Source organism: Aeromonas sp. XH (genome assembly GCF_033348475.1).
Classification (GTDB): Bacteria; Pseudomonadota; Gammaproteobacteria; order Enterobacterales; family Aeromonadaceae; genus Aeromonas; species Aeromonas sanarellii.
The window spans coordinates 1157000-1175531 of record NZ_CP137630.1 but is presented as its reverse complement, the minus strand read 5'-3'; the positions used below and the strand labels follow the sequence as shown (position 1 = coordinate 1175531).

Below are 18532 nucleotides of genomic sequence, written 5' to 3'. Positions count from 1 at the left end.
GCCATGTAAAAAAGCGCCTCCCTCGGGAGGCGCTTTTCAGTTCAGTACCAAGCAATCAGCGATTACAGGGATTCAGCGGTCGCAACCACGTTTTCCACGGTAAAGCCGAATTCCTTGAACAGCAGCTCGGCCGGGGCGGACTCACCGAAGGTGCGCATGCCGATGATCTTGCCGCCAAAGCCCACGTACTTGTACCAGTAGTCGGCGATGCCCGCTTCGATGGCCACGCGCTTGGTGACGGCGGCCGGCAGGACGGACTCCTTGTACTCGGCGGACTGGGCGTCGAACACGTCGGTAGACGGGATGGAGACCACGCGCACGGCACGGCCCTTGGCAGTCAGCTGCTCATAGGCGGCCACGGCCAGCTCCACTTCGGAACCGGTGGCGATCAGGATCAGCTCCGGAGTACCGGCGCAATCCTTCAGCACGTAACCACCCTTGGCGGCATCGGCCAGTTGCTGGGCGGTGCGGTCCATCTGGGCCAGGTTCTGACGGGAGAAGATCAGGGAGGTCGGGCCGTCGGTACGCTCGATGGCGTGTTTCCAGGCGATGGCGGACTCTACCTGGTCACAGGGACGCCAGGTGCTCATGTTCGGGGTCAGACGCAGGGAGGCGATCTGCTCGACCGGCTGGTGAGTCGGGCCATCTTCACCCAGACCGATGGAGTCGTGGGTGTAGACGAAGATGGCGCGCTGCTTCATCAGGGCGGCCATGCGCAGGGCGTTGCGGGCGTACTCCATGAACATCAGGAAGGTGGCGCCGTAGGGGATGAAACCACCGTGCAGGGCGATGCCGTTCATGATGGCGGACATGCCGAACTCGCGCACGCCGTAGTGGATGTAGTTGCCTGCGGCGCTCTCGGGAGTCAGGGACTTGGAGCCGGACCACATGGTCAGGTTGGACGGAGCCAGGTCGGCGGAGCCGCCCATGAATTCCGGCAGCAGCTTGCCGAAGGCTTCCAGGGAGTTCTGGGAGGCTTTGCGGGTCGCGATCTTGGCCGGGTTGGCCTGCAGGGTTTCGATGATCTTGGCGGATTCTGCGGCCCAGTTGGCCGGCAAGTCGCCTGCGGTGCGGCGCTTGAACTCGGCAGCCAGGGCCGGGTGAGCGGCTTCATAGGCGGCGAACTTGGCAGCCCAGTCGGATTCGAGCTTGGCGCCCTTCTCCTGACCGTTCCATTCGGCGGCGATCTCGGACGGGATGACGAAGGGCGCGTGGTCCCACTTCAGGAAGGCACGGGCGGCGGCGATCTCGTCGTTGCCCAGCGGTGCGCCGTGGCAGTCGTGGGAGCCGGACTTGTTCGGGGAACCGTAACCGATGATGGTGCGGCAGCAGATCAGGGTCGGCTTGCCGGTCTCGGCCTTGGCGGCTTCGATGGCAGCGTTGATGGCCTCAGGGTTGTGACCGTCGACGGCCGGGATGACGTGCCAGCCGTAGGCTTCGAAGCGCTTGGGAGTGTCGTCGGTGAACCAGCCTTCCACGTGACCGTCGATGGAGATACCGTTGTCATCCCAGAACGCGATCAGCTTGCCCAGACCCAGTGTGCCGGCCAGGGAGCAGGCCTCGTGGGAGATGCCTTCCATCAGGCAGCCGTCGCCCATGAAGGCGTAGGTGTAGTGGTCGACGACATCAAAGCCCGGCTGGTTGAACTGCTCGGCCATGGCCTTCTCGGCGATCGCCATGCCGACTGCGTTGGTGATGCCCTGACCCAGCGGACCCGTGGTGGTCTCGACGCCCGGCGCATAACCGTACTCCGGGTGACCCGGGGTGCGAGAGTGCAGTTGGCGGAAGTTTTTCAGATCGTCGATGGAGAGGTCATAACCGGAGAGGTGCAGCAGGGAGTACAGCAGCATGGAGCCGTGGCCGTTGGAGAGAATGAAACGGTCGCGGTCGGCCCACTTGGGGTTGTTCGGGTTGTGTTTCAGGTGGCTGCGCCACAGCACTTCAGCGATATCCGCCATTCCCATGGGGGCGCCCGGGTGACCGGAGTTGGCTTTTTGAACGGCATCCATACTCAATGCGCGAATGGCATTGGCAAGCTCTTTACGAGAAGGCATCTGTATCTCCTGCGATTGCTTCATTTGATGGCCAAGATTAAGGCGCGTTATTGTCCCAGCAGGGGGCGCGGCGTGCAAATATTATCTGGGCGAATAAAGTGGCTTTGGGAGCACAATCGCTTTTCTGCTGCGGGAAAACGATTCAATCCGCCCCCTCGTTTACCCCCATGGGGGTGGATCCACCCCGAGCCTTGGCCCGGTCGACTCCAACCCCAAATAGTGCTGGCAATCACCCGGTGACCTAATTAAAATAGACGTCCAGATGTAGATACCTCTACAGTCATCCTGTCATTATCCGGTTATGGCCAAGGCGATAACCCTTACGAATTGAGAACCAAACATGGCAAAGCTGTTTACTTCCGAGTCGGTCTCCGAAGGCCATCCCGATAAAATCGCCGACCAGATCTCCGATGCGGTGCTGGACGCCATCCTGGAACAGGACACCAAGGCGCGCGTCGCCTGTGAAACCCTGGTCAAGACCGGCATGGTGATGGTCGCCGGCGAAGTAACCACCTCTGCCTGGGTCGACATCGAGCAGATCGTGCGCGACACCGTGCGCGAGATCGGTTACACCCACTCCGATATGGGCTTCGACGCCGACTCCTGCGCCGTGCTGAACGCCATCGGCAAGCAGTCCCCGGACATCAACCAGGGCGTCGACCGTACCGACCCGTACGAGCAGGGTGCCGGTGACCAGGGCCTGATGTTCGGTTACGCCACCAACGAAACCGACGTGCTGATGCCCGCGCCCATCACCTACTCTCACCTGCTGGTGAAGCGTCAGGCAGAAGTGCGCAAGAACGGCACCCTGCCGTGGCTGCGCCCGGATGCCAAGAGCCAGCTGACCTTCGCCTACGACGACGCAGGCAAGATCCTGGGTGTCGATGCCGTGGTCCTCTCCACCCAGCATTGCGACTCCATCAGCCACAAGGACCTGGTGGAAGCGGTGCGCGAAGAGATCATCAAGCCGGTGCTGCCGGCCGAGTGGATCACCAAGGACACCAAGTACTTCATCAACCCGACCGGCCGTTTCGTCATCGGCGGCCCCATGGGTGACTGCGGCCTGACCGGTCGCAAGATCATCGTCGATACCTACGGCGGCATGGCCCGTCACGGTGGTGGCGCCTTCTCCGGCAAGGACCCGTCCAAGGTGGACCGTTCCGCCGCCTACGCCGCCCGCTACGTGGCCAAGAACATCGTCGCCGCGGGTCTGGCGGATCGCTGTGAAGTGCAGGTCTCCTACGCCATCGGCGTGGCCGAGCCGACCTCCATCAGCGTCGAGACCTTCGGTACCGGCAAGGTGGCCGAGGAGCTGCTGGTCAAGCTGGTGCGCGAGTTCTTCGAACTGCGCCCGTACGGCCTCATCGAGATGCTGGATCTGAAGCGTCCGATCTACCAGGCAACCGCCGCCTACGGCCACTTCGGCCGCGACGAGTTCCCCTGGGAGAAGACCGACAAGGCAGAGCTGCTGCGTTCCGCCGCCGGTCTGTAAGACACGCTGTCGTGATGAAAGGGGAGCCTGGCTCCCCTTTTGCTTTTGTGTCCTGTCCCGAGGATCCCATGCCTGCCACCGCTACCCGGCTCGACCCCGCCCTCATCGAGACGCTGCTCGCGCGCGTCGAGGCCTGCTTTGTGCAGGCCGAAACGCGCCTTGGCCGCCCCTTCCCCCGCCCGCAGGTCCACTGCAATATGCGGGGCCGGGCGGCAGGATCGGCTCGGCTGCAGACCTGGGAGCTGCGTTTCAATCCGACGCTCTATCAGGCCAATCAGCAGGCGTTTCTCAGGGAAGTGGTGCCCCACGAGGTGGCGCACCTGCTGGTCCATGCGCTCTGGGGAGAGGGGCGCGGCAAGAGCCGGGTACTGCCCCACGGCCGCCAGTGGCAGTCGGTGATGCGGGAGCTGTTCGGCCTCGAGCCCAGCACCACCCACAGCTTCGATCTCGGCGTGCTGACCCAGCGCACCTTCGTTTACGCCTGCGCCTGCCAGCAGCATCCCCTCTCGGTGCGCCGCCACAACAAGGTGATGCGCGGCGAGGCCCGCTATCACTGCCGTCGCTGTCGCCAGCCCCTGGTGTGGCAGCGCGACACCACGGCGGATTGAGTCACCCTGTGTCGCGCCCCTGTGATAGTGTGCGCATCCTCTTCACTCAACTGTTTCATTGCCAAGGATATTCATGTTTCGCCCTCTGCTCTCCCTCTGCCTGGCCCTGCTGGTCAGCGCCCCGGCCCATGCCGACAACATCCAGACCTTTCGCGCCGCCAAACAGGATCTGAACAAGCTCTACCAGAGCCACCCCACCACCTTCTATTGCGGCTGCAACATCAAGTTCAGCGGCAAGAAGATGGCCCCCGATTGGGAGAGTTGCGGCTACCTGCCGCGCAAGCAGGCCGAGCGGGCCTCGCGCATCGAGTGGGAGCACGTGGTACCCGCCTGGGAGTTCGGCCACCAGCTGCAGTGCTGGCAGGAGGGGGGCCGCAAGAACTGCGGCAAGAGCGACGAGTTCAACAGGATGGAGGGGGACATGCACAACCTCTTCCCCGCCATCGGCGAGGTGAACGGCGATCGGGCGAACTTCCGCTTCTCCGACTGGAACGGCAAGCCGAACCAGTACGGCAAGTGCCAGATGCTGGTGGACTTCAAGGAGCGCCGGGTGCAGCCGCCCAAGGGGCCGGTGCGTGGCCAGATCGCCCGTGCCTATCTCTACATGAGCGAGCAGTACGGGCTGCGCCTCGCCGCCCAACAGCGTAAACTGTTCGAGGCCTGGGATCGCCTCTATCCGGCGGATCGCTGGGAGTGCGAGCGCAACCGCCGCATCGGCAAACTGCAGGGCAATACCAACCCCTTCATTGAAAAGCAGTGCCAATAGCCCCATCTATGGGCACAAGGGATTTAACATCCCTTCCCTTGAGCGAGAGACAGAATTGAGCCATGCGCATCCCACGTATCTATGAACCGGCCCCCCTGCAGGCGGGCCAGACACTGGCCCTGTCGGAAGACGGCGCCAACCACATCGGCCGGGTGCTGCGCATGCAGCCAGGCCAGCAGCTCGAACTGTTCAACGGCGACGGCCACCAGTACCCCGCCACCATCACGAATGTGGGCAAAAAGTCGGTGGAGGTGCGCATCGACCGTTGCGACACCCAGTCGGTGGAATCGCCCCTTGCCATTCACCTGGGCCAGGTGATCAGCCGCGGCGACAAGATGGACTTCACCATCCAGAAGTCCGTGGAGCTCGGCGTCACCTGCATCACCCCGCTCTTCTCCGAGCGCTGCGGCGTCAAGCTGCCGGCGGATCGGTTGGAGAAGAAGCGCGAGCAGTGGCAGAAGGTGGTGATCAGCGCCTGCGAGCAGTGCGGCCGCAATACCGTGCCCGAGGTGCGCATGCCCATGGAGCTGGACGCCTGGCTCGCGGAAGAAACGAAAGAGCTCAAGCTCAACCTGCACCCGCGGGCGCCCTACAGCATCAACACCCTGCCGGTACCGGAGCACGGGGTGCGCCTGCTGATCGGCCCGGAAGGGGGCTTGTCCAGCGACGAGATCGCCCGTACCGTGCAGGAAGACTTCAAGGAGATGCTGCTGGGGCCTCGGGTGCTGCGCACCGAGACCGCCGCCCTGACCGCCATCACGGCGCTGCAGTGTCGCTTCGGCGATCTGGCCTGACAGCCGACCCCATCCCGGCCCTCCCCTTCGCAGGGGAGGGAGCAACAGGTCCCTCCCCCTTGTGAAGGGGGAGGCAGGGAGGGGGTCATCACACCCAATCGAGCCACCAGAAGGAAATTCGGATGACCATCAAACTCGGCATCGTGATGGACCCCATCTCGTCCATCAACATCAAGAAGGACTCCAGCTTCGCCATGCTCGAAGAGGCGCAGAAGCGCGGCTATGAGCTGTTCTATCTGGAGATGAAGGATCTCTACATGGAGGCTGGACGGGCGTTTGGCACCATGCGTCCGCTCACCGTCAGGCATGATTACGCCCACTGGTTCACCCTGGGCGAGGTGGTGGATCAGCCCCTCTCCACCCTGGACGTGATCCTGATGCGCAAGGATCCCCCCTTCGACACCGAGTTCATCTACGCCACCTACATGCTGGAGCGGGCCGAGGACGAGGGCTGCCTCATCGTCAACAAGCCCCAGAGCCTGCGCGACGCCAACGAGAAGCTCTACACCGCCTGGTTTGCCGAGCACACCCCGACCACGCTGGTGACCCGCCGCGCCGACAAGCTGCGCGCCTTCCACGCCGAGCACAAGGACGTGATCCTCAAGCCCCTGGACGGCATGGGCGGCGCCTCCATCTTCCGCATGAAGGAGGATGACGCCAACGTCGGCGTCATCATCGAGACCCTCACCGCTCACGGCAGCCAGTACTGCATGGCCCAGACCTATCTGCCCGCCATCAAGGAGGGGGACAAGCGGGTGCTGGTGGTGGACGGCGAGCCGGTGCCCTACTGCCTGGCGCGCATCCCGGCCCAGGGGGAGACCCGCGGCAACCTGGCGGCCGGCGGCCGTGGCGAGGCCCGTCCCCTGAGCGAGGCCGACTGGGCCATTGCCCGCGCGGTGGGCCCGACCCTCAAGGAGAAGGGGCTCATCTTCGTCGGCCTCGACATCATCGGCGATCGCCTGACCGAGATTAACGTCACCAGTCCCACCTGCATCCGCGAGATAGAGGCGGCCTTCCCGGTGCACATCAGCGCCATGCTGATGGATGCCATCGAGCGCCGACTGGGTAAATAAAACCGACCGGGGTCTTCAAAGGCCCCGTTCATCCCCTTGCGCCGGGGCGATCCACCGCCTTCCCCGGTCGCAAAAAGCGGTTTTGCCTGCCGCCCCTAACTGCCATAATCACCCCAACTACCTTTGCACTATTAGTCCTATGCACTCTATGCAGACATTGCAAAATCACTTCCTGCTCGCCATGCCGAGCCTCACGGACGCCTATTTCCAGCGCTCCCTGGTCTACCTGTGCGAGCACAGCAGCGAAGGCGCCATGGGCCTGGTGGTCAACATTCCGGTCGACATGTCCCTGGACACCATGCTGACCAAGCTCAAGCTGAGCCCCCCCGATACGGCCGAGATGAAGCAGCCGGTGCTGCAGGGCGGCCCGGTGCACGGGGATCGCGGCTTCGTGCTGCACAGCTTCCGCCCGGGCTTCAACTCCACCCTGCAGGTGAGCGACGAGATCATGGTCACCACCTCCAAGGACATCCTCGAGACCCTGGGCACCGACCAAGCCCCTGACCACTGGCTGGTGGCCCTCGGCTACGCCGGCTGGCGCGCAGGGCAGCTGGAGCAGGAGCTGGCGGATGGCGCCTGGCTGGTGATCCCGCCCAATCCCAAACTGGTCTTCGACACCCCCATCCACCTGCGCTGGCAACAGGCCGCCGCGAGCATAGGCGTCAATCCCCTGCATCTCTCCAGCCAGGTGGGGCATAGCTAGCCTTGTACCAAGCGGGCCCCAAGGGCCCCTTTTACTCATTCCGTTGTAAGGAACCCCATGTCATCACGCAGCATCATGGGCTTTGATTACGGCACCAAGAGCATAGGTGTCGCCATCGGCCAGGAGATCACCGGCAGTGCCCGCCCCCTTCGTTCCCTCAAGGCCAACGACGGCATCCCCAACTGGGACGAGATAGAGAAATTGCTCAAGGAGTGGCAGCCGGACCTGCTGGTGGTGGGATTGCCGCTCAACATGGACGGCACGGATCAGGAGATCACGGTGCGGGCCCGCAAGTTTGGCAACCGCCTGCACGGCCGCTTCGGCAAGCCGGTGGAGTTCAAGGACGAACGGCTCACCACCACGGATGCACGCGCCCGCCTGTTCGAGCGTGGCGGCTACAAGGCCCTGGACAAGGGCAGCGTGGATGGCGTCTCCGCCCAGCTCATCGTCGAGGCCTGGATGGAAGAGCAGTACGACTAACGGGGGTATTCCCCCAGCACCAGAAAAAGGGCGGCACATTCACCGAATGTGTCGCCCTCTTTCTGTCACCCGGCCAACTGCGCCAGGATGGCGTGGGCCGCCTTCACCCTGGCCGGGATGGGATAGTTGCGATTGGCCAGCATGACGATGCCGATCCCCCTGGCCGGCACGAAGGCCACATAGGCGCCAAAGCCATTGGTCGAGCCGGTCTTGTTGAAGAGCACCAGGCTCCCCGACTCCCGGGGAGCCGCCGTCGGATTGGCTTCGAGGATCACCTTGGCCGAATTGCCCGCCAGCAATATCTGCTCGGTGACGGGATAGGCGTAACTCTCCCAACCCAGCCCTTGGGTCATCCCGCCTACCGAGTAATGCCCCTGGTGGGTCAGGGAGATGGCCTGCTGCAACGCCTTGTCATCAACCCCGCTGATGTTGGCCTTCACGAAGGCGAGCAGATCCGCCGAGCTGGTCTTGATGCCATAGGCCTCGTCCGCCAGCATGCCGGGGTTGACCCGGATGGGCTTGTCCTCTTTCGAATAGCCATAGGCATAACTCGCCATGGCCTGCTTCGGCACATTGACATAGGTGTGGTGCATGCCGAGGCCGGGCAGCAGGGTCTGCTCCATCAAGGGGGCAAACGGCTGCTTCAGGCTGCTCGCCGCCAGGTGGCCGAACAGCCCTATGCTGGGGTTGGAGTACTGGCGATGGGAGCCCGGCGAATAGACAGGGGTCCACTGGCGGTAGTAGGCGCGCATCTTCTCGGGTGAATCCACCTCCTCGGGGAATTGCAGCGGCAGGCCTCCGGCGCTGTAGGTGGCAAGCTCCCCCATGGTGATGCTGTCAAAGGCGGATCCCTTGAGCCAGGGGGCATGCCGGCTCGCCTTGTCATCCAGTTGCATCGCTCCCTTGACCACCGCATAGGCCCCCAGGGTCGCAGTCAGGGTCTTGCTCACGGACCCTATCTCGAACAGGGTCTGCTCGCTGACGCCGGCCCCGCTCTCCCGGTTGGCCACCCCGTAATTGAAGTAGTGGGCCTTGCCATCCTTGAGCACGGCCACCGCCATGCCCGGGATCCTGTGCTCCTTGAGCAGCGGCTGGATGCTGGCATCCACCACGGGGCGCAGGGGATCGACCGGTGAAGCCTCACCTGCATGGGCCAGACCGGCCCACATCAGGGTGGCCACGGCCCCCCACAGGATGGATTGTCGTTGTTGCATCGGGTCTACTCCTCTCGTCATAAGTCGAATGTGCTGCCTGGGTACCTGGCAGTGCTCCCAGCCTAATCCCGCAAGGTGTGCGCAATATGAGGCTCTGTGAAGCCGATGTGAAGTCGGCGTTCAAATAGCCCAGTTTCAATGGGTTATCCATGACTTGCCCCCCTTGCCCGGCGGCTGGCGTATAAGCTGTAGGGGCGGCAACGAAGAGGGAGGCGCGCGTGCAGACACAACCACAGATAACCCGGCTGCTGACGGCACTGGAGCAGGTGATCCTCGGCAAGCCGTTGCAGCTCAGGATAGCCCTGGTGACCCTGCTGGCCCGGGGCCACCTGCTGATCGAGGATCTGCCCGGCATGGGCAAGACCACCCTGGCCCACGCCCTGGCGCAGGTGCTGGGGCTCGACTGCCGGCGGGTGCAGTTCACCGCCGATCTGCTGCCGGCCGACCTGCTGGGGCTGCAGATCTTTGATGCCCACCAGCAGCAGTTTCGCTTTCACCCGGGCCCCGTCTTCGCCCAGGTGCTGCTGGCGGACGAGATCAACCGCGCCAGCCCCAAGGTGCAGAGCGCCCTGCTGGAGGCCATGGCCGAGGGCAAGGTGAGCATCGAAGGACAGAGTCACCCGCTCCCCTCCCCCTTCTTCGTCATCGCCACCCAGAACCCGGCGGATCAATCGGGCACCTATCCCCTGCCGGAATCCCAGCTCGACCGCTTCGCCGTGCGCCTCTCCCTCGGCTTTCCGACCCCGGAGGCGGAGCGGCGGCTGCTGCGCGGGGCCAGTCAGACCAGCCCCCTCGAGCGCCAGCTGGATGCCGCAGACCTCGCCGCCCTGCAGGCCGAGGCGGCGCAGATCCACCTCTCCGATGCCAGCCTCGACTACCTGCTGGCCCTGGTGCAGCAGAGCCGCTTCGATGCCGAGCTGCCACAGCCGCTCTCGCCCCGCGCCGCCCAGACCCTGCTGGCGGTGAGCCGGGCCTGGGCCCTGGTGGCGGGTCGCCGCTTCGTCAGCGTGGAGGATGTGCAGGCCGTCTTCCCCTACGTGGCCGAGCACAGGCTCAGGGGCAGCTTCGGGGTGCAGCGCGGTGAGGCCTGCCCCCTGAGCCAGCGCCTGCTGGCCCGGGTCGATCCGGATCGCCCCTGATGAGCTGGCGCCAGCGCAGAGCCGGGTGGCAGCGACGCTGGCTGGCCCGGCGCATCCCGCCGGCACGCCAGATCACCCTGGGCTCGCGCAGCCTGTTCATCCTGCCTACCCGGCTCGGCCTCTGCTATCTGCTGGTGATGCTGGCCATCTATCTGCTCGGCACCAACTACCAGAACAACCTGGTGCTGCTGGTGGCCTACGCTCTCGGCAGCCTGTTCATGGTCACCATGTGGCTCACCCACCGCAACCTGCTGGGACTGTCTCTGCTGGGGGGGCCTGCCGTGCTGAGTGAGGCGGGCAACCCCTTGCCCATGCCCATCACGGTGCGCAGCGAACGGCCGCTGCAGGCGCTGCAATTTTCCCTGAACGAGGGGCGGCTCTGGCTGGCGCAGGCCGATGCGGTCCCCCAACCCCTGCTCCTGCCGGTGCAGGGCATCCGGCGCGGACGCCTGCCGCTGGAGAGGCTGCGGGTGGAGAGCCGCTACCCCCTGGGCCTGTTTCGCTGCTGGTCCCTGCTGGACCTGCAACTGGAGGGCTGGCTCGCCCCGGCCCCCGAGTACGGCCCCCTGCGCGGGGAAGCCACGAGCGATGCGGCGGGCAGCCGGGGGCAGCCCACCCCGGCCTCGGTGGGGGATTTCGACACGCTGCGGGCCCACCAGGGCGGGGAGCCGCTGAGCCGGGTCGCCTGGAAGCAGCTCGCCCAGGGACGCGGCCTGCTGGTGAAACAATTCTGCGAGCCGGGGCAGGATGATACCAACCTCAGCCTGCAGCGGGTCGGCGGCCGGGATCTGGAGCAGCGGCTGGCGGTGCTCGCCTGGTGGTGCGGCGACTATGCCAGGCGGGGCATCCCCTTCACCCTGACCCTGGCGGGCCGGATGCTGGGACCGGGCTGCGACCCCGCCTTCCTCCAGCGCTGCCGGCTGGACCTGGCCCGCGTCGATGCCGAGGATCCTGCGCAGGAGGCCGACACCGATGCTGCTCGATAACCGGCGCCTGCTGCCGCTCCTCGCCCTGCTGCAACTGTTGCTGATCCCGGCCCTCTGGCCCCAGCTGCTGCTCTGGGTCGTGGCCGTCTCGCTGCTCACCCTGGGCGTGCGGGCCATGATGCTGTGGCGGGGCTGGCGTCCCCCGCCCGCCACCATGCTCGCACTGCTGGCCATGCTCAGCGTGGCACTGCTGGCCTGGCAGTGGCGCCAGCTCGGCACCCTGCCGGCCCTCATCAACCTGCTCTGGCTCGGCTACGGCCTCAAGCTCGTCGAGGTGCGCCGGGAGCGGGATGTGGAGCAGGTGCTGCTGCTCGCCTTCTTTCTCGTCGCGCTGGCGCTGGTGCAACGGCAGAGCATGGGCTGGGCCCTGGCGATGGCGGGAGCGCTCTGGCTGGCGGTCACCACCCTGCTGGCGGCGGTGCAGCCCCTCGGCCGACGGCTGTGGCGCAGTGCCGGGATCATCCTGCTGCTGGCCGGCCCCCTGCTGCTCACCCTGTTCCTGCTGCTGCCGAGGCTAGCGCCGCTCTGGCAGATGCCGAGCAGCAGCCGGGCTCTTTCCGGCCTCTCTGAAGAGGTGGCCCCCGGCGACATCGGCGAGCTGGTCAACTCCTCAGAGCTGGCCTTTCGCATCAGCTTCGCCGAAGCGCCGCCCCCGCCGGGGGAGCGCTACTTCCCGCTGATGCGCCAGGAGCTGTTCGATGGCCGGCGCTGGCTGCTCAGCGACCAGGTGCGCCGCTGGCAGCAGTCCCAACCCACGCGGGGGCAGCCATCGGCAAGCCCGGTGACGCCGCTGCCCGCCGGCGGTTACCAAGTGATCGCCGAACCCCAGCGCCACCGCTGGACCCTGGCCCTGGCCGACCCCGAGGTGCTGAGCGGCCCTGTCGCCTTGAGTCCCCTCGCCACCCTCTATCGCCAGGACAGGGGGGATGGTCGCATCAGCTATCGGGTCAGCACGGCCGCCACGGCGCCGCCTGCCAGCCAGGCAGCCCGCCGCCTCAACCTGCAACTGCCCGCCGGCGGCAACCCCAAGGCCCGGGCTTACGCCCTGCGGCTCAAGACCCGCCATCCGGGGGCCGGGGCGCTGGCCGCCGCCCTGCTCGGCGAGTTTCGCGAAGGCGACTTCTACTACACCCTGCAGCCGCCGCGGCTGGGGCAGGACGGGGTGGATGACTTCTTGTTCGAGAGCCGGCGCGGCTTTTGCGGTCACTACGCCACGGCCACCGCCTTCGTGCTGCGGGCGGCCGGCATTCCGGCCCGGCTGGTGACCGGCTACCTCGGCGGCGAGTGGAATCCCAGGGGCAACTATCTGGAGGTGCACCAGTTCGATGCCCATGCCTGGGTGGAATATCTGGATGAAAATGACCGCTGGCAGCGGCTCGATCCCACGGCCGTGGTAGCCCCCCGGCGCATCGAGGAGGGCATGCCGGCGGCCCTTGGCGGCGAGTTCACCGCCGCCGACCCCCTCTCCCTGCAGCGCTATCGCCACTGGGCCCTGCTCAACCAGCTGCGCTGGTGGGGGGCCAATCTCGACTACCAATGGGCCCGCCGGGTGCTCAACTATGACGCCGCCAGCCTGTGGCAACGGCTGGGGCAACGCTGGCCGGGGCTCTTAGGCCATACCCACTGGCTTATTCTGGCCGCCCTGCTAGGGGTGGCCGGCCTGGTGGGCGGCCTGCTGCTCTGGACCGGCCCAGCCCCGATCCGGCTGCGGCTATGGCAGCCCCTGCGCCGGCGCGCCGCCCGCCACGGCTGGCAACCCCTGGCGGGGGAGAGCCTGGCCAGCTGGTGCGAACGGCTCGCCAGCCTCAGACCCGCCCTGGCGCGGCCGCTGCAACAGGGCGCCTGGCTCTACCGGCGCTGGCGTTATGCCCCCCTGTCGGCGGCGCAGCGACAACGCACCCTGCGCCAGCTGAAACGACGGCTGCGCCAGGCCTGCCGCGACTGGGATCGCGACCGCTGAGGAGACGCCGGCCAGCCCCTGTGGCATAAAAAAGAGGGAGCCACTGGCTCCCTCTTGCTATCAAACAACTGCAATCACGCAATCATCATGCCTGTTTGCTTCTGCCCGGGTTGTCCCAGATCCCCTCTTCCAGCTGACTGCGCAGCTCGGGGTATCTGTTGGCATCGAAGGTCGGCACGCGGCCCAGCTTGAGCTGGTCGTTGTAGTCCTTGGCCAGCTTGATGGCGACGCCGGAGAGCAGCAGGATGGCGATGAGGTTGACGATGGCCATCAGACCCATGGAGACATCCGCCATGGCCCAGACGGTCGGCAGTTCGCCCACGGAACCGAACATCACCATGCCCAGCACGAACAGCCTGAACAGCATCAGGCCGCCCTTGTGGTTGTGCTCGAGGAAGACCAGGTTGGTCTCGGCATAGGAGTAGTTCGCGACTATGGAGGTGAAGGCGAAGAAGAAGATGGCCGCCGCGATGAAGATGTTGCCACCGCCGCCGATCTGGGAAGAGAGCGCCCGCTGGGTCAGCTCCACCCCTGTGATGCCGGAGCCCGGCTCAAACTGGCCGGACATCAGGATGATGGCGGCGGTACAGGTACAGATGACGATGGTGTCGAGGAAGACCCCCAGCATCTGCACATAGCCCTGGGAGGCCGGGTGCGGCGGATAGGGGGTGGCGGTGGCGGCGGCATTGGGGGCAGATCCCATGCCCGCCTCGTTGGAGAAGAGGCCGCGCTTGATGCCGTTGATCATCGCCTGGGAGATGGCATAGCCCATGGCGCCGGAGCCCGCCTGCTCGATGCCGAAGGCAGACTTGATGATCAGCGCCAGCACGCCGGGCAGCTCGCCGATGTTCATGACCACCACGAACAGCGCCATCAGGATGTAGGCCAGCGCCATGAAGGGCACGACCAGCTCGGCGAAACGGGCGATACCGCGAATGCCGCCGAAGATGATGAGGCCGGAGAGCACCACCAGGGCCAGACCGCTCACCCAGTCAGGGATGCCGAACGCCACGTTCATCGCCAGGCTGATGGAGTTGGCCTGCACCGCGTTGAACACCAGGCCGAACGCCAGCAGCAGACAGAGGGAGAAGACCACCCCCATCCAGCGCATGCCGAGGCCGCGCTCCATATAGTAGGCGGGACCGCCCCGGTAGTTGCCGTCCTCGTCCTTGACCTTGTAGAGCTGGGCCAGGGTGCTCTCGACGAAGGCGGTGGACATGCCGATGAAGGCGATCAGCCACATCCAGAACACGGCGCCAGGGCCCCCCAGATAGATGGCGACGGCCACACCGGCCAGGTTGCCCGTGCCCACGCGGGCGGCCAGGCTGGTACAGAGCGCCTGGAAGGAAGAGATGCCGGCACTGTCGGATTTGCGGCTGTTGCGCAAGACCGAGAACATGTGGCCGAAGTGGCGGATCTGGATAAACCCCAGACGGAAAGTAAAGAAGAGTCCGACCCCGATCAGCAGGTAAATGAGCACGGCTCCCCACATCAGGTCGTTAATCATTGCAATCAAGGTGTCCATAATTCTCTCGTTGTTATCACATCCATGGCCAGTCTGCGCTGACCGCTCTCTGTCAATTTCCGAATTAGCATTGCGCCGAAGGGGCGGAATCTAGCATAGCGAGGGAGTTCAGAATAGTGATAAGGCTCACTGGAAAGACAAAAAACGAGCGATTTGGTGCAAAAAAGCTTCATTTAGCACGCAAAAAATCAACAAAAATTGATTCCCCCTCCCGAGGCCACAAGATTAGAGCCAAGAGAGAACCTTTTTGCAATTAGCCCCATGGAGGTAAGAGAGGGGAAATGACGCTCCCAGGAGAGGCAAGCGTTTGCCTTCGGGAGGGGGCTGACAGGGGGTTGAAACGCAAAACGTTTTACACGTAATTAAATTTCAAGTAGCTGACAATGATATTTATGTGACGCAGTTCTCATATTTGCCAATCAGCCAAAAAAACTGCGCCTGCTCACGCCTTGACCCGCTGCCGGGAAATCAATAAAAGTCGTTTTTTATCAAATACTTTTCTTCAGGCATCGGTAGCGTTTTCACCACCTGGCTGATTCCCATACAAGGGCCCCTATTGCAGGAAGCGCCGCATCCGTATTAATTAGGCAGGCAATGGTGATGGGTCGCCCCCATCGTGCCTTTCTGAGCCTGAGCCGCCGGGATTTTGTAATTTTATTTCAGAACTGTCGTCTCACGCCCGCCACCCCCGAGCCTGCGCCCTCACCAAGAGAGTGCGCCCTCATAAAGAGATGATATTTGCCATGGCCGATAAATTAACCCAGCTGAAAGCCCTGACCACGGTAGTTGCCGATACCGGCGATATCGAAGCCATCAAGCGCTACCAGCCCATCGATGCCACCACCAACCCCTCCCTGGTGTTGAAGGCATCCGAGATCCCCGAATACGCGGCGCTGATCGAAGACGCCATCAACTGGGCCAAATCCCAGAGCCAGGACAAGGCACAGCAAATCATCGACGCGGGCGACAAGCTGGCGGTCAACATCGGCCTGGAAGTGCTGAAAATCGTCCCGGGTCGCATCTCCACCGAAGTGGACGCCCGCCTCTCCTTCGACACCGCCGCCAGCATCGCCAAGGCCCGCAAGCTGATCCGTCTCTACAACGAAGCGGGCATCAGCAACGACCGCATCCTGATCAAGCTGGCCTCCACCTGGGAGGGCATCCGTGCCGCCGAGGTGCTGGAGAAAGAGGGCATCCAGTGCAACCTGACCCTGCTGTTCTCCTTCGCCCAGGCCCGTGCCTGTGCCGAAGCCGGCGCCTTCCTGATCTCCCCCTTCGTGGGCCGCATCCTCGACTGGTACAAGGCCAAGCACAACCGTGACTACACCGCCAGCGAAGATCCGGGCGTGGTCTCCGTCACCGCCATCTACGACTACTACAAGCAGCACGACTACCCGACCGTGGTGATGGGTGCCAGCTTCCGCAACACCGGCGAGATCCTGGAGCTGGCCGGCTGCGACCGCCTGACCATAGGCCCCGCGTTGCTGGAAGAGCTGAGCAAGGCCGAAGGCACCGTGGTCCGCAAGCTGGACTACACCGGCGAGCGCAAGCCCAAGCCGACCCCGATGACCGAAGCCGAATTCCGCTGGGAACTGAACCAGGACGCCATGGCCGTCGAGAAGCTGGGGGAAGGCATCCGCCTGTTCGCCGTCGACCAGGGCAAGCTGGAAACCATGCTGGCCAGCCGCCTGTAACAGGCGCTTGCCGGCCACCTTCGGCAGGCAGGTCTTGAGCCGATAAAACCGGGCTCCCGCAAGGGCAGCCCGGTTTTTTTATCCACCTTTTCGATTGTCACAACTTCGTCATAAAAACGTTTTATTTTCAAAGGCGTCGTGTTATACGGGTGGTGAAAACCATAAAACCAAGGAGGGAGCCATGGACATGTTCAACTTCGATTTTGACGAGGTCGTTGAGCTGGGTTCACGTAGCCGCGGGACAACGGGAAAAAAACGCAAATGGCGTGAGATCGAGGCGCTTAAAGACAAGCACCGCCTGCAAAAGGAGCTGCAGGCCATCGACATCGCCTATGAGGGCTCGGACGACCTGGAACTGTGACAACCTCCGTCCTTGCCGCACTCGTACGAGTGGACACATAAAAACAGCGCCCCGGTTTGACCGGGGCGCTGTTTTTATGTGTGGCGGCATCAGGAGGGCAACGAAAGCTGCTTGGCCAGCGCCCGGAAGTGCTGGCTCACCTCGGCGCCGAACAGGGGATCATTGATGGCCCGGTTCTGCCAGAGCTGCTCCAGGTGGCGCCAGTCATCCTCGGTCAGGGAGTCGCGCAGGTGGGGGAAGATCACCCCTTCCTCATAATTCATGTGGGCTTCCTGCTGGGCGATGAACTCCTCCAGCCTGGCGGTGAACTGATCCAGCGGGATCACCGCATCCATCAGGATCATCTCCACCATCTCCTTGAGCTCGGTCCCCGCATCCAGCAGGCGAGCGTGCTCCTCGTGCAGCCGGTTCGCCACCTCCCCCTCCACCACCCGGTATTTCAGGTAATAGTCGTAAATCATGTCCTCCTTCGGGTGGTGGTACTTGTCGGACACCTCCCGAAGGTAGTCCACCACGTCCCTAAGCAGGAAATAGCTCACCGGCTGTTCATTGCGAATGGCTGCCAGCTTCTGCTTGAGCAGCGTCAGCAGCCTGGCGATGTTGAGGTGGTCCTTATGCAGACTGGATAACATGGGCACTCCTTGCACTGAATTGAGAAAGACGCTGTCTCGAGTATACGGTCATTTATCACGCGAACTTTGCACTCAATCAAGTCGGATGCAGACAACACCCCTCCGGCATGGCTCCCCGGCCTGGCGGCACCAGGGCCATCAGGCCGGCACGGACGGCGCCTTGCAGACCGAGAGCCAGTCGATGGGGCTCATCCCCTGCTGGCTGAGCAGGCGGTTGGCCTCGGAGAAGTGGCCGCAGCCGATGAAGCCACGATGGGCGGACAGCGGGCTGGGATGGGGAGCGCTCAGCACATGGTGGCGCGACCTGTCGATGAAGCGGCCCTTCTTCTGGGCGTGGGCCCCCCACAGCAGGAAGACCACCCCCTCGCGACTGGCGTTGATCTGCTCGATGACCCTGTCGGTGAAGGTCTCCCAGCCGAGATGGGCGTGGGAGTGGGCCATGCCCGCCTGTACCGTCAACACCGTATTGAGCAGCAACACCCCCTGCCTGGCCCAGGACTCCAGAAAACCGTGATCCGGTGTGACAAAACCGGGCAGATCCCGCTGCATCTCCTTGTAGATGTTCACCAGGGAGGGGGGCGTGCGCACCCCGGGCAGCACCGAGAAGCAGAGGCCGTGGGCCTGATCCGGGCCGTGATAGGGATCCTGGCCCAGGATCACCACCTTGACCTCGTCCAGCTCGGTCAGCTTGAAGGCGTTGAAGACCTCGGTCGCCGGAGGATAGATCACCTTGCCCGCTTCCCGCTCGGCCCTGACGGTCGCCAGGGTCGCCTTGAAGTACTCCTGCTCTTTCTCCGAACCAATCACATCTTTCCAGGTCAGCACGCCCGTCTCCTCTCTCTGCAAATCCACATCGACAACCCAGGCTGGCGCACCAGCCTCCCCTGCTCCGACGCCACCTTTCTGTCCAGGCCGGCGCCGCTTCACCCCGGTCAACGAAGCAAGGGGCTCAGGATAGGGGCCCGGGCGACAAGACGCAACCGCAGCCCGGTCAGCAGAGCCCGGGAAGGGGGCCGGCCTGCCCCCCGCTGGACTATCCCCAGTGATGACC

Annotated in this window: 17 protein-coding genes; 12 read left to right on the top strand and 5 right to left on the bottom strand. The window is 64.2% G+C overall.

The window, feature by feature from the left end; translation table 11 throughout:
- Positions 1 to 62: 62 nt before the first annotated feature.
- Positions 63 to 2054 carry a transketolase gene (tkt, locus tag R2B70_RS05610; protein ID WP_318162838.1) on the bottom strand — a complete coding sequence of 664 codons (1992 nt, stop codon included), beginning with the start codon at positions 2052 to 2054 and terminating at the stop codon, positions 63 to 65.
- Positions 2055 to 2394: 340 nt separating this feature from the next.
- Between tkt and metK the strand changes: the two genes are divergently transcribed.
- From metK to ruvX, 7 genes are all read left to right on the top strand, one after another.
- Positions 2395 to 3546 (top strand): methionine adenosyltransferase, encoded by a 1152-nt coding sequence (gene metK / locus R2B70_RS05605; RefSeq protein ID WP_318162837.1) that lies wholly within the window; start codon positions 2395 to 2397, stop codon positions 3544 to 3546.
- A 68-nt stretch (positions 3547 to 3614) separates the two neighbouring features.
- Entirely contained in the window at positions 3615 to 4154 is a 540-nt protein-coding gene (locus R2B70_RS05600) for a SprT family zinc-dependent metalloprotease (RefSeq protein WP_318162836.1), read from the top strand.
- A gap of 73 nt (positions 4155 to 4227) precedes the next feature.
- Positions 4228 to 4920 carry an endonuclease gene (locus R2B70_RS05595; RefSeq protein ID WP_318162835.1) on the top strand — a complete coding sequence of 231 codons (693 nt, stop codon included), beginning with the start codon at positions 4228 to 4230 and terminating at the stop codon, positions 4918 to 4920.
- Positions 4921 to 4982: 62 nt separating this feature from the next.
- Positions 4983 to 5714 carry a 16S rRNA (uracil(1498)-N(3))-methyltransferase gene (gene rsmE / locus R2B70_RS05590; RefSeq protein ID WP_042078102.1) on the top strand — a complete coding sequence of 244 codons (732 nt, stop codon included), beginning with the start codon at positions 4983 to 4985 and terminating at the stop codon, positions 5712 to 5714.
- Between the two features lie 122 nt (positions 5715 to 5836).
- Complete coding sequence (gene gshB, locus R2B70_RS05585; RefSeq protein ID WP_216989796.1) at positions 5837 to 6787, top strand: glutathione synthase; 951 nt, start codon at positions 5837 to 5839, stop codon at positions 6785 to 6787.
- Between the two features lie 148 nt (positions 6788 to 6935).
- Entirely contained in the window at positions 6936 to 7490 is a 555-nt protein-coding gene (locus tag R2B70_RS05580) for a YqgE/AlgH family protein (RefSeq protein ID WP_318162834.1), read from the top strand.
- A 57-nt stretch (positions 7491 to 7547) separates the two neighbouring features.
- Complete coding sequence (gene ruvX, locus R2B70_RS05575; protein ID WP_012477381.1) at positions 7548 to 7970, top strand: Holliday junction resolvase RuvX; 423 nt, start codon at positions 7548 to 7550, stop codon at positions 7968 to 7970.
- Positions 7971 to 8035: 65 nt separating this feature from the next.
- Here ruvX and blaMOX read toward each other — a convergent pair whose 3' ends face one another.
- Positions 8036 to 9184 carry a CMY-1/MOX family class C beta-lactamase gene (gene blaMOX, locus R2B70_RS05570; RefSeq protein ID WP_318162833.1) on the bottom strand — a complete coding sequence of 383 codons (1149 nt, stop codon included), beginning with the start codon at positions 9182 to 9184 and terminating at the stop codon, positions 8036 to 8038.
- A gap of 218 nt (positions 9185 to 9402) precedes the next feature.
- Here blaMOX and R2B70_RS05565 point away from each other — a divergent pair, with 218 nt between their 5' ends.
- Genes R2B70_RS05565 through R2B70_RS05555 form a run of 3 tightly spaced genes read left to right on the top strand, consistent with a single transcriptional unit; the run spans position 9403 to position 13269 of the window.
- Complete coding sequence (locus R2B70_RS05565; protein ID WP_318162832.1) at positions 9403 to 10323, top strand: AAA family ATPase; 921 nt, start codon at positions 9403 to 9405, stop codon at positions 10321 to 10323.
- Positions 10323 to 11309, top strand: coding sequence for a DUF58 domain-containing protein (locus tag R2B70_RS05560; RefSeq protein WP_318162831.1), 987 nt, complete (start codon positions 10323 to 10325; stop codon positions 11307 to 11309). Before R2B70_RS05565 ends, R2B70_RS05560 begins: the two co-directional genes overlap by 1 nt.
- Entirely contained in the window at positions 11296 to 13269 is a 1974-nt protein-coding gene (locus R2B70_RS05555; RefSeq protein WP_318162830.1) for a DUF3488 and transglutaminase-like domain-containing protein, read from the top strand. Before R2B70_RS05560 ends, R2B70_RS05555 begins: the two co-directional genes overlap by 14 nt.
- An 85-nt stretch (positions 13270 to 13354) precedes the next feature.
- Here the strand turns inward: R2B70_RS05555 and R2B70_RS05550 are convergent, their stop codons facing one another.
- A complete protein-coding gene (locus tag R2B70_RS05550; protein ID WP_042078088.1) occupies positions 13355 to 14794 on the bottom strand; it encodes an alanine/glycine:cation symporter family protein in 1440 nt (479 codons plus the stop codon).
- Positions 14795 to 15537: 743 nt separating this feature from the next.
- Between R2B70_RS05550 and tal the strand changes: the two genes are divergently transcribed.
- Together tal and R2B70_RS05540 are read left to right on the top strand one after the other, a co-directional pair.
- Positions 15538 to 16488: a transaldolase gene (tal, locus tag R2B70_RS05545; protein WP_209793436.1), complete on the top strand. Its 951-nt coding sequence runs from the start codon at positions 15538 to 15540 to the stop codon at positions 16486 to 16488.
- 181 nt (positions 16489 to 16669) lie between these two features.
- On the top strand, positions 16670 to 16849 hold the full coding sequence (locus R2B70_RS05540; RefSeq protein WP_010673858.1) for a DUF3545 family protein: 180 nt from the start codon (positions 16670 to 16672) through the stop codon (positions 16847 to 16849).
- 89 nt (positions 16850 to 16938) lie between these two features.
- Here R2B70_RS05540 and R2B70_RS05535 read toward each other — a convergent pair whose 3' ends face one another.
- Both R2B70_RS05535 and ung read right to left on the bottom strand, forming a co-directional pair.
- On the bottom strand, positions 16939 to 17481 hold the full coding sequence (locus R2B70_RS05535; RefSeq protein WP_042078086.1) for a hemerythrin domain-containing protein: 543 nt from the start codon (positions 17479 to 17481) through the stop codon (positions 16939 to 16941).
- 138 nt (positions 17482 to 17619) lie between these two features.
- Positions 17620 to 18306, bottom strand: a complete 687-nt coding sequence (gene ung / locus R2B70_RS05530) for a uracil-DNA glycosylase (protein ID WP_042078084.1) — start codon at positions 18304 to 18306, stop codon at positions 17620 to 17622.
- Positions 18307 to 18532 lie beyond the last annotated feature (226 nt).